The organism is uncultured Massilia sp., from assembly GCF_913773735.1.
Taxonomy (GTDB): domain Bacteria; phylum Pseudomonadota; class Gammaproteobacteria; order Burkholderiales; family Burkholderiaceae_D; genus Telluria.
Map to the genome: position 1 here is coordinate 64446 of NZ_CAJYEB010000039.1, position 15276 is coordinate 79721.

The window sequence follows — 15276 nt, forward strand, 5'->3', positions numbered from 1 at the left end:
GCTTCACGGCCCCTGCGCCCGTCCACACCGCGTCAGCGCCCGTCCATCCGCCCTTCCCTGATTACCATGCCCATCGAAACCGGCCTCGGCGCCGCCAAGGAAATCGTCTTTGTCGAAAACAACCTGCCGGACCTGCAGTCCGTGCTCGCGGGCCTGCGCCCCGGCGTCGAGGTCGTGCTGCTGGACAGCGCCGGCGACGGCCTCGCGCAGATGGCCGACGCGCTGCGCGGCCGCACCGGAATCGACGCCATCCACATCGTCTCGCACGGCGCCGCCGGCGCGCTGGACCTGGGCGCGACGACGCTGTCGGCCGCCACGCTGGCCGAGCATGCCGGCGCGCTCGACACGATCGGCGCGGCGCTGGCCGCCGGCGGCGACATCCTGCTGTACGGCTGCGACGCCGCCGCCGGCGGCGACGGCCAGGCACTGCTGGCCGGCCTGGCGGCGCTGACGCACGCCGACGTCGCCGCGTCGACCGACCCGACCGGCGCCGCCGGCCAGGGCGGCGACTGGCAGCTGGAAGCGCACACCGGCGCGATCGCGGCGGCGACATGCTTCACCGACGCCTTCACGGTGCAGTACGAGCACCTGCTGGCCAATGCGCGCCCGACGCTCGGTTATATTTCGGTCATCATGGGAGGCAAGGAAGACACGCCGGGCGTGATCACGTTCGCCGACCTGATGGCCGCGGCCACCGTGTCGGATCCCGACGGCACCGTCACGGCATTCCGCATCATCGGCGGCTACAGCGGCGGCTTCACGTACAAGGTCGGCACCAGCCTGGAGACGGCGAACGCCGACGACCTGATCATCGACGCCACCCACAACCTGTACTACACCCCGCCGGCCGACGAATACATGCTGCCCGGCTCGGGCCAGGGGCTGGTCGAGGTGGTGGCGGTGGACAACCTGGGTGCCCAATCCTTCGGCAGCGCCGACGTGTACGTCAACCTGGCCCCCGTCAACGACGCCCCGCATTTCGGCTACGGCAACTACGTCCAGGGCGTAATGGAAGACACGTCCAGCCCGGACCACGAGGACGTCTCCGACCCCGCCAACCATCCGGTCGCCAACCGGGGCAGCGACATCGCCAGCCTGATGAGGAATTCCGCCTACCAGGACAAGGAATACGATGCCAGCGGCACCGGCATCGCCATCTCGGGCAACGACGCCGATCCGGTCACGCAGGGCCGCTGGCAGTATTCGACCGACGGCAAGGGCGAGTTCTGGCACGACGTCGGCACCGTGTCGGCATCGTCGGCCCTGCTGCTGGCCGAGGGCGGCGGCATCACCTACCTGCGCTTCGTGCCGGTGGCCGAATTCAGCGGCAAGCCCGGCTCCCTGACCGTGCACGCGGTGGACGGCAGCGACACGGCCATGCAATTCAGCAGCTGGGACGGCACGACCGAACACCGCTACACCTTCGATACCACGACCGACGACGACGCCACGTCGCCGGTGTCGGTGGCCGGCGTGGAGTGGCAGACCAGCGTCTATCCCATCAACGACATCCCGGTACTCACCGGCCTGGACGGCGCCGACAACCAGACCGTGTTCGCCAGCGACGACGCGGTCCTGGTCGACAAGACGCAGGACGTCGCGCTGACCGACGTCGACAGCCCCGACTTCGAGAACGGCTACGTCGGCGTGGCCATCACCAGCGGCCGCGACGCCGGCGACGTACTGGCGATCCGGACCGACGCCGACGTCCGCCTGAGCGCGGGCATGTCCTTCAACAGCACGGTCTCGGTCGGCGGCGTGGACGTCGGCACGATCGGCTACGGCGCCACCGGCGCGGGCCAGGATCTCGGCATCTACCTGATGGCCGGCGCCACGCCGGCGAACATCGCGCGCCTGCTGCGCCACATCACCTTCGACGCCACCGGCGGCGTGGCGGGCGAGCGCACCATCACCATGCAGGCGTCCGACGGCGACGGCGGCGCGTCGGCCATCGGCACGAGCGTCGTGTCGGTGGTGGTCGCGCCCACGGTGTCCATCACCAGCAACCGCACCTCGCTGCGGGCCGGCGACGAGGCCCACATCATCTTCACCTTCAGCGAAGCGCCGACCGACTTCGACTTCGCCGACATCACGGTGGTGGGTGGGGAACTGGTGCGCTTCCAGAACATCGGCGACCCGAGGATGTACGACGCGGTATTCGTGCCGACGCCCGGCATCCAGAGCACCAGCGCCTCGGTGTCGATCGCGGCCGGCAAGTTCACCAGCGCCCTGGGCACCGCCAACGCCGCCAGCACCGGCAACGCGGCGATGACGGTCGACACCAAGGCGCCGACGCTGACGCTCAGCGCCGACAAGACCACGGTGAAGGCGGGCGAGAAGGTCGCCGTGACGTTCACGTTCGACGAGCCGCCGGTCGGTTTCAACCAGGGCTACGTCAGCTATTCCGGCGGCGTGCTCTCCAACTTCCAGGCCACCGCCGACAACAAGGTATTTACCGCCACGTTCACGCCGTCGGGCAACCTCGACAACGTGAACGCGACGATCAGCGTGGGCGCCAATGCCTACGTCGACGCGGTGGGCAACCGCGGCACGGGCAGCAACGTCCTTGCCATCGGCGGCGACACCCGCGCGCCCACCGTGGACATCGCGCTCGACAAGACCGCCGTCATGGCCGGCGACACGGTCGCCGTCACCTTCACGTTCAGCGAAGCGCCGGCCGGATTCGCGGCCGACGCCGTCAGCGTCACCGGCGGCACGCTGACGAACCTCCAGGCCGGCACGGACGGCAAGGTCTACACCGCGACCTTCACCCCGGCCGCCAGCGACAACCTGTCGGCCATGATCAGCATCGCCGCCGGCGCCTACACCGACGCCGCCGGCAACGCCGGCCTGGCCAGCAACTTCCGGCTCGTCACCGGCGACACCCGCGGCCCGACCGTCACCGTCGACAGCAGCGCCACCCGCCTGAAGGCCGGCGAGACGGCCACGATCACCTTCACGTTCAGCGAGGCGCCGGTCGGCTTCGACGACGCCGACGTGCAGGTCGCCGGCGGCACGCTCGGCCCGGTCGCGGCCAGCGCCACCGATCCGAAGGTCTATACCGCCACCTTTACGCCGACGGCGGGCGCCGGCGACATCGCCGCCAGCGTCGCGGTGCGCGCCGGCGGCTACACCGACGCGACCGGCAATGCCGGCGCCGCGGGCCACGTGGCCATCGGCGCCGACACGCTGGCGCCGACGCTGGCCATCACCAGCGACAAGAGCGTGCTGAAGGCCGGCGAGACGGCCACCGTCACCTTCACCTTCAGCGAAGCACCGCTGCATTTCGACGACGCCGACCTCGCCGTGTCCGGCGGCACCCTCGGCCCCGTCGCCGCCACGGCCGACCCGAAGGTCTTCACCGCCACCTTCACCCCGGCCGCCGCCGACGTCCTGAACGCCTCGGTCGGCCTCGCGGCCGTGCACTACACCGACGCCGCCGGCAATCCGGGCGCCCCGGCCACCGCCGTGACCTTCGGCGGCGACACCAGGACGCCGACGCTGGCCATCACGGCCGACACGACGCGCCTGCACGCGGGCCAGAGCGCCGTGCTGACGCTGACCTTCAGCGAGGCGCCCGCCGGCTTCGACGCGGGCGACATCGCCCACGCCGGCGGCACGCTGGGCACGCTCACCGCCACCGCCGACCCGAAGGTATTCACCATCGCGTTCACCCCCGACGCCCGCGACAGCCTGGCCGCCTGGGTCGAGGTCGGCGCCGGCAGCTGGACCGACGCGGCCGGCAACGCCGGCGGCGCCGGCGCCAAGGTGGACTTCGGCGGCGACACGCTGGCGCCGACCGTGAGCGTCGCCAGCGACCGCGCGACGGTCAAGGCCGGCGAGACCGCCACGCTGACCTTCACCTTCAGCGAGGCGCCGCAGGGCTTCGCCGACGGCGACGTCAGCGTCACCGGCGGCAGCGTGAGCGGCCTGGCCGCGAGCGCGGACCCGAAGGTCTATACCGCCACCTTCACGCCGACGGCCGGCCTGGACGTCGTGGACGCCACGGTGGCCGTGCATGCCGGCGCCTACGCCGACGCGGCCGGCAACGACGGCGCCGCCGGCAACACCGTCGCCATCGGCGGCGACACCCGGGCGCCGGGCGTGACCATCTCGGCCGACAAGACCGCCGTCAAGGCCGGCGACACGGTCGCCCTCACCTTCACGTTCACCGAGGCGCCGGCCGGCCTGGACGCGGACGACATCGCCGTCAGCGGCGGCACCCTGACGAACTTCCACGCCGGCACCGACGGCAAGGTCTATACCGCCACCTTCACCCCGGCCGCCAGCGACAACCTGTCGGCCACGGTCGGCATCGCCGCCGGCGCCTACACCGACGCCGCCGCCAACGCCGGCCTGGCCAGCAACGTGCTCGCCATCTCGGGCGACACCCGCGGCCCGACCGTCACCGTCGACACCAGCGCCACCCGCCTGACGGCCGGCGAGACGGCCACCATCACCTTCACGTTCAGCGAGGCGCCGGTCGGCTTCGACGACGCCGACGTGCAGGTCGCCGGCGGCACGCTCGGCCCGGTCGCGGCCAGCGCCACCGATCCGAAGATCTATACCGCCACCTTCACGCCGACGGCGGGCGCCGGCGACATCGCCGCCAGCGTCGCGGTGCGCGCCGGCGGCTACACCGACGCGGCCGGCAATGCCGGCGCCGCGGGCCATGTGGCCATCGGCGCCGACACGCTGGCGCCGACGCTGGTCATCACCAGCGACAAGAGCGTGCTGAAGGCTGGCGAGACGGCCACCGTCACCTTCACCTTCAGCGAGGCGCCGCAGGGCTTCGACGCCGACGACATCGTCGTCGGCGGCGGCAGCATCGCCGACCTGGCGGCGACCGCGGACCCGAAGGTCTACACCGCCACCTTCACGCCGGCCGCCGGCCAGGCCGCCCTGGCGGCCACGGTCGGCGTGGCTGCGGGCAGCTTTACCGACGCGGCCGGCAACGCCAATCCGGCCGGCGGCGCCGTCGCCAGCATCGCTGGCGACACGCTGGCGCCCACCGTCACCGATGCGCGCCTGGACATCGCCGGCGGCACCGGGCCGAACGACACCTTGCGCATCGGCGACGTGGTCACGGTATCGTGGAACAACGGCCCCGGCGGCGACGCCAATCCGGACGTCGCCGGCGTCACGGCCGACTTCAGCGCCCTGGGCGGCGGCAGCGCCGTGGCCGCGCGGCAGGTGGGCGGCGGCGTATGGCAGGCCAGCTTCACCGTCGCCGCGGGCCAGCTCGACGCCACCGGCCGCAACGTGGCCATCACCGTCACCGACACGGCCGGCAACGCCGTCACGCGCAGCGACGGCACCGGTGCGACAATCGACAACGTCGCGCCGCTGGTCGGCGCCGGCGCCATCGTCCTCGGCGGCGCCACCGGCACCGGCGGCACGTTCCGCGCGGGCGACGTCGTGACGGTCGGCTGGAGCGGCGAGTCGAACACCGACATCGTGGACGTGAAGGTCGACTTCTCGGCCTTCGGCGGCGGCGCGGCCGTGGCGGCGACGCGCGGCGCCGACGGCTGGAGCGCCAGCTGGCAGATCCCGGCGGGCACGCTCGACGCCGGCGGCATGCACGTCGTGCTGACGGCCACCGACGATGCCGGCAACGCGGTCGCGCGCGTCAGCGCCGCCGGCGCCGCCGTCGACAATGCGGCGCCGCGCGTGACGGCCATCGCGCCGTCCGGTACGCCGGCCGCGAACGCCACCGAGGTCGAATTCACCGTCACGCTGAGCGAGGCGGTGACGGGCGTGGATGCCGGCGACTTCGTCCTCGCCGGCACCGGCGCGACCACCGGCCGCATCGCGTCGGTCACGGGGTCGGGCGCGAGCTACACCGTGAAGGTGGACGGCATCGCCGGCAACGGCACGCTGCGCCTGGACCTGAAAGGCGACGGCACCGGCATCGCGGACCACGCCGGCAATGGGATCGGCGGCGGCTACACGGCCGGCGCCGCGCACACGGCGAGCTTCAATGCGGCGCCGCAGATCGTCTCGAACGATGGCGGCGCCAGCGCCGCGATCGGCATCGCCGAGGGGACGAAGCGGGTCACCACGGTCGTCGCGACGGACGCCGACCACGACGCGATCACCTACGGCATCACCGGGGGCGCCGACGCGGCGCTGTTCGAGATCGACGCCGCCACCGGCGTGCTGACGCTGCGCGGCGTCCAGGGCCATGCGACGCCGGCCGACAGCGACCACGACGGGCGCTACGAAGTGCAGGTCGGCGCGACCGACGGCAAGGGCGGCAGCGATACCCAGGCCCTGACGGTGACGGTGCTGCGCGACCTCGACGGCGACGGCGTGCCCGACGTCGACGATACCGACAAGGACAACGACGGCGGCCCGGACGCCGCCGAGGACGGCGTACCCAGCCTGGGCACGGGCCACGGCGACGGCAACGGCGACGGCCGCGCGGACGGCGAGCAGCTCAACGTCGCCTCGCTGGCGACGGTGGTGGCGGGCAACCCCTACGCCACGCTGGCGGTGGCGGAAGGCTTGACGCTGAAGGCCGTGTCGGCCAAGCCGGCGCCGACGGGCCTGCCGCGCAACGTCAAGCTGCCGACGGGCGTGCTGGACTTCACCATCGACGGCGTGGCGACCGGCGGCACGGTCACGGTGTCGCTGTACGTCGACAAGACGCTCGGCGTGAACGCTTATTACAAGCAGAACAACAGCGGCGCGTGGGTCAACATCGCCAAGAGCGTCACCACCGTCGACAACAAGACGAAGATCACGTTCGACCTGACCGACGGCGGCATCTTCGACAGCGACCGCGTCGCCAACGGCAGCATCGTCGACCCGGGCGGCGCAGCGCAGGTCGCGCCGCTGATCACCAGCAACGGCGGGACGCCGGAGGCGGCGGTCTCCATCGTCGAGGGCACGCGCGGCGTGACCAGCGCCAAGGCCACGGCGACCTCGCCGGTGACGTGGTCGCTGGGCGGCGCCGACGCGGCGCTGTTCGAGATCGACGCGGCGACGGGCGCGCTGCGCTTCCGCGCGGCGCCGAGCCACGACCGCCCGCTCGACGAGGGCGGCACGCCGCGCGACAACGTCTACGTGGTCGACCTGACGGCCACCGACGCCTACGGCAGCGATACCCAGACGCTCAAGGTCGGCGTACAGCGCGACCCCGGTCCCACGCTGCCGGCGCCGGTGCAGTCGACGGTGGACGGGGTACAGGTCACCACCGGCAGCATCGTCAACGCCGACGGCAGCATCAGCCAGGTCATCACCGTCCCCGTCGTCCAGCCGGGCCGCGTCGACCAGGTGGGCGACCACGCGGCGGCCGACATCCCGCTGGCCGCCAGCGGCGGGCAAACGGTGCTCACCGCCCAGGTGCCGGTCGGCCTCGGCCTGCAGGCGACCGGCAGCGACGGCGCCGGGACGGTGGGCACGTCGCTGGTCGACCTGGTCCGCGCGATCACCGCGCATACCGCGGACGGCTCGCACGACCAGGCCAGCATGACGGACGGCGGCTCGGGCTTCCTGGCCGGCCTGCCGGCCGACGCGGCGCTGTTCGTCAAGACGATCGTGCCAGGCGTCGCCGCGGGCACGCCGGCGCCGACCGATCCGCTGGTCATCAGCGGCACCCCGGCGGGCGCGGGCGCGCCGCTGACCGCGCTGGTCATCGACGGCCGCGGCCTGCCGGCCGGCTCGACGATCGCGCTGCAGCACGTCGACTTCGCCGCCATCGTCGGCGCGGTGACCGTCAACGGCGGCGCCGGCGCGCAGACGGTGTGGGGCGACGGCGCTTCCCAGACCATCTTCCTGGGAGAGGGCGACGACGTGCTGCATGGCGGCGCCGGCAACGATACCGTCGGCAGCGCCGGCGGCAACGACTGGATCTTCGGCGACGAAGGCGACGACGTGGTGTTCGGCGGCGCCGGCAACGACACGATCGACGGCGGCACCGGCCACGACACCGTGGTGCTGGCCGGCGCCGGCCGCGCCGACTACAGCATGCGCATCAAGGACGGCGCCGTCGTCATGACGCACCTGGGCGGCGGCGCCGACGGCACCGACGTGGTGAGCAACGTCGAAGCGCTGCGCTACGCCGGCCAGGCGGCGGACAGCGATTTCAACCACAGCGAGATCGCCGACCTGGTGCGCCTGTACGGCACCGCGTTCGGCCGCTTGGCGGACACGGACGGCATCAACTTCTGGATCGGCGCCTGGGAAAGCGGCATGTCGATCGCGCGGCTGGCGGACGCGTTCATGGACAGCGCGGAAGCGCAGGCCGCGTTCGGCGCGCTGTCGAACGCCCAGTTCGTCGCCCGCCTGTACGACGTCGCGCTGCACCGCAGCGGGTCCGCCGCGGAAGTCGCCTGGTGGGCCGGCCAGCTCGACCAGGGCGTCGTCGATCGCGGCGACGTGCTGGTCGAGTTCGCGGCGTCCGAGGAAAAGGTGGGATTGGTGGGCGTCGTGACGACGTCGATCGAGACGGCCTGACGACCGTCGCCCCGGCGCGCGGCCGGGGCGCCCGGCGGGCGGGCGCCGCCGGCGGCGCCCGCGCCGCTCAGCCGGCCTTGCGCGCCGCCGCGGCGGCGCGCGCCCGGTGCAGCTTGCGGTAGCTGTCCATCAGGCGGTGGTGGCGGTCCAGGCCTTCCAGCGCCATGCTGGTCGGCGCCAGGCCGAAGAAACGCACGCTGCCGTCCACCGAACCCAGCGCCGCGTCCATGCGGGCGTCGCCGTACATGCGGCGGAAATTGACCTCGTAGTCTTCCAGTTCCAGCGCGTCGTCGAGCACCACTTCCAGCACCACGTTCAACGCCTGGTAGAACAGCCGGCGCTCGACCGTGTTGTCGTTGTACTGCAGGAAGGCGCCGACCAGCTCGTGCGCCTCCTCCAGCTGTCCCAGGGCCAGGTGCACCAGCAGCTTCAGTTCGAGCACGGTCAGCTGGCCCCATTCGGTGTTCTCGTCGAACTCGATGCCGATCAGGGTGGCGACGTCGGCGTACTCGTCCAGCTCGTTGTTGTCCAGGCGTACCAGCAGGTCGGCCAGGGCGTCGTCGTCGAGGCGGTGCAGGTTCAGGATGTCGGCGCGGAACAGCAGCGCCTTGTTGGTGTTGTCCCAGACCAGGTCTTCCACCGGATAGACTTCCGAATAGCCGGGCACCAGGATGCGGCAGGCCACGGCCCCCAACTCGTCGTACACGGCCATGTAGGCTTCCTTGCCCATCTCCTCGAGGATGCCGAACAGGGCCGCCGCTTCCTCGGCGTTCGAGCGCGCGCCGCCGCCCGAGAAATCCCACTCGACGAAGTCGTGGTCCGCGCGGGCGCTGAAGAAGCGCCACGACACCACGCCGCTGGAATCGATGAAGTGCTCGACGAAGTTGTTCGGCTCGGTCACCGCCTCGCTGGCGAAGGTCGGCTGCGGCAGGTCGTTCAGGCCCTCGAAGCTGCGGCCCTGCAGCAGTTCGGTCAGGCTGCGCTCGAGCGCCACCTGGAAGTTCGGATGGGCGCCGAACGAGGCGAACACGCCGCCCGTCTTCGGATTCATCAGGGTCACGCACATCAGCGGATAGCGGCCGCCCAGCGACGCATCCTTCACCAGCACCGGGAAGCCCTGCTCTTCCAGCGCCTGGATGCCGGCGACGATGCCGGGGTATTTCGCCAGCACGTCGGCCGGCACGTCGGGCAGCGCCAGCTCGCCTTCGATGATCTCGCGCTTGACGGCGCGCTCGAAGATCTCGGACAGGCACTGCACCTGCGCCTCGGCCAGCGTGTTACCGGCGCTCATGCCGTTGCTGGCGTACAGGTTCTCGACCAGGTTGGTCGGGAAGTACACGGTCGCGCCGTCCGAGTGGCGCACGAAGGGCAGCGCGCAGATGCCGCGCGCGGCGTTGCCGGAATTGGTGTCCACCAGGTGCGAGCCGCGCAATTCGCCGTCGGGATCGTAGACCGGCAGGCAGCCATCGTCCAGGATGCCGTCCGGCAGCGCATCGCCCGGGCCGGGCTGGAACCAGCGCTCGTCCGGATAGTGCACGAAATCGGCATTGGCGAACTCCTCGCCCCAGTAGCTGCCCGCGTAGAAGTGGTTGCAGCTGATGCGCTCGATGTATTCGCCCAGCGCCGAGGCCAGCGCGCTTTCCTTGGTGGCGCCCTTGCCGTTGGTGAAGCACATCGGCGAGTGGGCGTCGCGGATGTGCAGCGACCACACGTTCGGCACGATGTTGCGCCACGACGCGATCTCGATCTTGATGCCCAGCCCGGCCAGCAGCCCCGCCATGTTGGCGATGGTCTGTTCCAGCGGCAGGTCCTTGCCGGCGATGCGGGTGGCCGCCGTGGCGTCCGGCTGCAGCGCCAGCAGCGCCTGCGCGTCGGCGTCGAGGTTGGCCACTTCCTCGATCACGAATTCGGGACCGGCCTGCACCACCTTCTTGACGGTGCAGCGCTCGATCGAGCGCAGGATGCCCTGGCGGTCCTTGTCGGAGATGTCGGGCGGCAGCTCGACCTGGATCTTGAAGACCTGGCGGTAGCGGTCTTCCGGATCCACGATATTGTTCTGCGAGAGACGGATGTTCTCGGTCGGGATGTTGCGGCTGGTGCAGTACAGCTTGACGAAATACGCCGCGCACAGGGCCGACGAGGCGAGGAAGTAATCGAACGGGCCGGGCGCCGAGCCGTCGCCCTTGTAGCGGATCGGCTGGTCGGCGATCACCGTGAAGTCGTCGAACTTCGCCTCGAGGCGAAGCTTGTCGAGAAAATTGACCTTGATTTCCATGGAATGCGTCCTGAATCGGTTGCGGGGGCCGCCGCGGGCCGGTACGGCGGATGCGTGGCGCTGATCGGTTTCGCGGGGCGCAGGCAGGCATGCCGCGGGTGGGTCGAACGAAACCGAAGGATGTGCAAAAGAGGAGGATTTTACTGCATCGACGGCCGTCCGAGCCATCCGCGCGCCGGATTGCCTCCATGCGCCCCGCCCTCCGGCCGCGCGCTCAGGCGGCCGCCATGCGCACCCGGAAGAAAGCGTTGACCGTCAGGCGTCCCGCGAGCGGATCGTCCACCATCAGCCCCGGCGTGTGCAGGTCGCCCGAGTGGAACAGCGCGCCGTCGTAGAAGATCGCCCGGTTGTAGCGTGGCGCGACCGTCAGCACCTTGTCGAACCAGCGGCTCGAGCCGATCGCGAAGGTGCTCGGAAAATCCAGCGCCGGCGCCGGCGCCGCGCCGGCCAGTTCCTGGCGCTTCAGTTCCCGCAGCATGGCCGTGATGTCGGGGAGCGGCACCCTGGGGCGGAAAAAGCTGGTGCCGCCGTAGCGCTCGTCCTGGAACAGGTACAGCACCATGGCGGCCACGCCCTCGCCCGCCGGCAGGCCGTCGGCATCGCGGTGCGGCAGGCGCTGGGCCGGCAGCACCTGGTCCGGGCCGCGCGTGACGAGCGACAGGCGGCTCGACATGCCCAGCAGCCGGCGCGCCCCGAGCGGTCCGCGCACGTGCTGCAGGAAGCAGTCCTGCAGGCGCGCCGCGAACGTGCCGGCCAGCGGCAGTTCCGGGCCGGGATAGTAGTTGCGCGGATCGTCGCGGAAATGCGCATGGTGGCGCGCGGCGTAATCGACCAGCGCCTGCGGCTCCAGCATGAAGTCGTCGATGACGACGCACCGGTGCCCGTCGACGATCGGCACCACGTCGACGCGCGGGTTCGGGTTCAGCAGCGGCAGTGGCTCGGGAGACGCGGCGGGCGGCGGGGACGGCAGCGGTTGCGGCATGGTGGGTGCGGGACGGGTAAAGGAACGGGACGATGCGGGCGACCATCGTAGCAACAGTGCCGTGTCATGTAAATGCGACGCCGCTTCGGCGACGGCCGTCGTGCCGGAGTGCGCGGGTTCGATGCGGGATGCGTCCGCGCCGCGCAAGGACAATGCCGAGGAGAGCTGCCCCGGCATCGGCTATCGGGTGACGGTCATCGTCTGCGAGATCCTGTGCGGCGCGGACGCTGCCGCGGCAGAAAGGGGCGGGCAACGACACGGTGCCTGCCCGCTACCCGCGATCCCGGGCATGGCGCGGACGCCGCGCCATGCCCGGAATGGCGTCAGTCCGGCACGTGCGGCACGTCCGCCACGTCCGGCACCAGCACGGCGGCGCCGTCGATGCGCCCGGCGCGCAGGTCGGCCAGCGCCGCGTTGGCCGCCTCGAGCGGGTACGTGGTCACGCGGGCGCGGACCGGATTGACGGCCAGCGCGGCGAAGAATTCCTCACCGTCGCGACGGGTCAGGTTGGCCACCGAACGCAGGCAGCGCTCGCCCCACAGCAGCGCGTAGGGGAAGGCCGGGATGTCGCTCATGTGGATGCCGGCGCACACGACGGTCGCCCCCCTGGAGGCGGCGGCGAGCGCCCGCGGCACCAGTTCGCCCGCCGGCGCGAACAGGATGGCGGCGTCGAGCGGCGCCGGCGGCGCCGCATCGGACGGCCCCGCCCACGCCGCGCCCAGCGCCCGCGCGAATCGTCGGGAACGCGTATCGTCCGGCCGCGTGAACGCGAACACCTCGCGTCCCTGCGCCACGGCGAGCTGCGTCAGCAGGTGCGCGGCCGCGCCAAAGCCGTACAGGCCGATCCGGTGCGCGCCGTGCGTCAGGCCGTAGGCGCGATAGCCGATGAGGCCCGCGCACAACAGGGGCGCCACCTGCGCGTCGTCCCCGCCTTCGGGCAGCGCGAAGCAGTAGCGTTCGTCGGCCACCGTGTACGCCGCGAAGCCGCCGTGGCGGTCGTATCCGGTGAAGCGCGCCCGCTCGCACAGGTTCTCGCGCCCCTGCCGGCAGAAAGCACAGGCGCCGCAACTGCCGGCCAGCCAGGCGACGCCGACGCGCGCGCCGGCACGAAAGCGCGACGCCCGCGGCCCGGCCGCCACCACCCGGCCCACGATCTCGTGGCCCGGCACGAGCGGCAGGCGGTGCGGCGCAAGCTCGCCGTCGACGATGTGCAGGTCGGTGCGGCATACCCCGCATGCCGCCACGCGCAGCAGAATGTCGTACCCGTCGGGGACCGGCAGCGGCAGCACCGCCTCGCGCAGCGGCTGGCCGGGCGTGTCCAGGAGCATGGCGCGCATCGTGGCCTGCGTTGTGGCGTGCATTGTGGCGGGCGCCGGTGATGTTCCCCGGGCATCAGGCGAGGTATTGCCCGCCGTTCACGTCGAACGTGGCGCCGGTGATGAAGCCGGCATCGTCGTCGGCCAGGAAGGCGACCATGCGCGCGATCTCCGCCGGCGTACCCAGCCGCCCGACGGGGATGCCCGCGACGATCGTCCGCAGCAGTTCGGGCTTCACGGCCGCGACCATCGCCGTATCGCAGTAGCCGGGCGCGACGGCATTGACCGTGATGCCGTGCGCCGCATTCTCCAGCGCCAGCGACTTGGTGAAGCCGAGGATGCCGGCCTTTGCCGCCGCATAGTTGCATTGCCCTGCCTGGCCCTTGCGCCCATTGATGGAGCTGACGTTCACGATGCGGCCGAAGCGGCGCTGGCGCATCCCTTCGATGACGTGGCGCGTCATGTTGAACATCGAGTCCAGGTTCGTGTCGATCACCCTGCGCCACTGCGCCACTGCGCCGCCTCCATGCGGTGGAAAGCGGCGTCGGCCGTGATGCCGGCATTGTTCACGAGGATGTCGACCGGACCCAGCCTGCGCTCGACGTCGGCGACCGCCGCGGCGCAGGCCGCGAAGTCCGTCACATCGGCGCGCAGCGTCGTGACGCCCGTCTCGTCCTCCATGCGGCGCGCCGCCTGCGCATCGTCGTGCCAGGTCGCGACGACCCGGCAATGGCGATCGCGCAGCGCCAGCGCGATCGCCGCGCCGAGCCCGCGCGTGCCTCCGGTAACCAGTGCCGTCCTCGCCATGATGCCCTCCCTCGATCGCCATTGGACAACCGCCGCGCAGGCGGGGTTCCGGACGCGCGTCCGCCCCCGCCCGCGCCGCCGCTACTGGATGCGGATCTGCTTGCGCGCGGCGCCCGCCTTCTTGGGCAGGGTCAGGTGCAGCACGCCGTCCTTGTACTTCGCCTCGGTCTTGCCGTCGTCCACGTCGTGGGGAAGCGCGAAGCTGCGGTACTGGGCGCCGCTGTAGCGCTCGGTATAGATCCGGCCGCCCTGCGTGTCTTCGCGCTCGCCCTGCACGGTGGCGCTGATGGACACGACGTTGCCGTCGACCGAGATCTGGATGTCGTCCTTCTTGAGTCCCGGCATGTCCGCCTTCACCAGGTAGGCCTGGTCCGTCTCGTGCACGTCGACGCGGATGCGCCGTTCCGGGTCCAGTCCCCGCAGCGCCGGCATGACGGCGAATTCGCGCATCAGGTCCTCGACGCTGCGGAACGGGTCCAGGCGCATGACTTCGCGCATGGGATCGAACATCGTCACGTTGCTTGCCATGGTCGTTCTCCTTGCAAATTGGGTGGAAGGATCGGCTGCGCCGCATGGTGGTGCATGCACGCCGCATTCATCCTACGGGCCATCGTCGACGGTATCGTGAGCCAGCGCAAACCGATACCGGGGCGGGATGCGATGCCGTTGATGCGCCGGCTTGCGTCCACGCCATGTTCCTGTTGCCCTGTCCGCCGCGCCAGGCATGGGCTAGGCATGGCGCGCCGGGCCGGCGCGGCGGTCCTGGCGCGAGCGCCGCTCCTGCAAGGCCGGGGGTTGCGCCGCCCTGGCCCCGGCGCGGACGTGCAGCGCGAGCGCCAGCAGGAAGGCGCCGGACAGGAACGCGTACAGGCTGACGAGCCACAGCATGGCCAGCGCCCCCGCGCCCGGGTAGGTGAACACGATCGCGCCGAAGGCGATCGCGGTGCCGCCCGCCAGCGCCAGCAGCCACGCGCGCGCCGCGCTCGTGCGCAGGCGCACGGCGAGCAGCACGTCGATCGCCCCCGTCACGAGCGCATTGGCCCCCATCAGCAGCACCAGGGCCAGCGCGGTCAGGCCGGGCCGGGACATGGCGACGAGGCCGGCGCCGATGCTCACGGCCCCCAGCAGCAGCGCGGCCACGCGCCCGTCGTCGCTGCCGCGCCGGTTCATGCCGGCGGCCAGCGACGCGAACCCGCTCAGCAGCGCGTACGCGGCGAACAGGGCGATCAGCAGCATCAGGCTGAGCAGCGGCCAGCCGATGCACAGGACGGCGAAGAGGATGGCGGCGACGCCGCGCAGGGCCAGCATGCGCCACGATGGCAGGACGTGTTCCATGGTCGGTCTCCGGCGGGGTGATGTCGGGATGATGTCGGGGTCATGTCGGGAAGGCGCCGCGGCACGCGACCGCGGCGCTCTCCCGTTCGACCACGCCGCCG

The 15276-nt window shown here is 71.7% G+C and carries 8 protein-coding genes; 1 reads left to right on the plus strand and 7 read right to left on the minus strand.

Annotated elements, in window-relative coordinates; genetic code table 11:
- Positions 1–66 precede the first annotated feature (66 nt).
- Positions 67–8460, plus strand: a complete 8394-nt coding sequence (locus QZ749_RS20310) for an Ig-like domain-containing protein (protein WP_296950515.1) — start codon at positions 67–69, stop codon at positions 8458–8460.
- 67 nt (positions 8461–8527) lie between these two features.
- Here QZ749_RS20310 and QZ749_RS20315 read toward each other — a convergent pair whose 3' ends face one another.
- The 7 genes from QZ749_RS20315 to QZ749_RS20345 form a co-directional block, all read right to left on the minus strand.
- Positions 8528–10735, minus strand: a complete 2208-nt coding sequence (locus tag QZ749_RS20315) for an OsmC domain/YcaO domain-containing protein (RefSeq protein ID WP_296950520.1) — start codon at positions 10733–10735, stop codon at positions 8528–8530.
- 214 nt (positions 10736–10949) lie between these two features.
- Entirely contained in the window at positions 10950–11717 is a 768-nt protein-coding gene (locus tag QZ749_RS20320; protein WP_296950523.1) for a DUF6445 family protein, read from the minus strand.
- A 323-nt stretch (positions 11718–12040) separates the two neighbouring features.
- Positions 12041–13054, minus strand: coding sequence for a zinc-dependent alcohol dehydrogenase family protein (locus QZ749_RS20325; protein ID WP_296950525.1), 1014 nt, complete (start codon positions 13052–13054; stop codon positions 12041–12043).
- A gap of 55 nt (positions 13055–13109) precedes the next feature.
- Positions 13110–13529 carry an SDR family oxidoreductase gene (locus QZ749_RS20330; protein ID WP_296950528.1) on the minus strand — a complete coding sequence of 140 codons (420 nt, stop codon included), beginning with the start codon at positions 13527–13529 and terminating at the stop codon, positions 13110–13112.
- Positions 13526–13840: an SDR family NAD(P)-dependent oxidoreductase gene (locus QZ749_RS20335; protein ID WP_296950530.1), complete on the minus strand. Its 315-nt coding sequence runs from the start codon at positions 13838–13840 to the stop codon at positions 13526–13528. The genes QZ749_RS20330 and QZ749_RS20335 overlap by 4 nt, the downstream gene beginning before the upstream one ends.
- Before the next feature lie 81 nt (positions 13841–13921).
- On the minus strand, positions 13922–14368 hold the full coding sequence (locus QZ749_RS20340) for an Hsp20/alpha crystallin family protein (protein ID WP_296950532.1): 447 nt from the start codon (positions 14366–14368) through the stop codon (positions 13922–13924).
- A gap of 201 nt (positions 14369–14569) precedes the next feature.
- A complete protein-coding gene (locus QZ749_RS20345; RefSeq protein ID WP_296950535.1) occupies positions 14570–15175 on the minus strand; it encodes an HdeD family acid-resistance protein in 606 nt (201 codons plus the stop codon).
- Between the last annotated feature and the right edge of the window lie 101 nt (positions 15176–15276).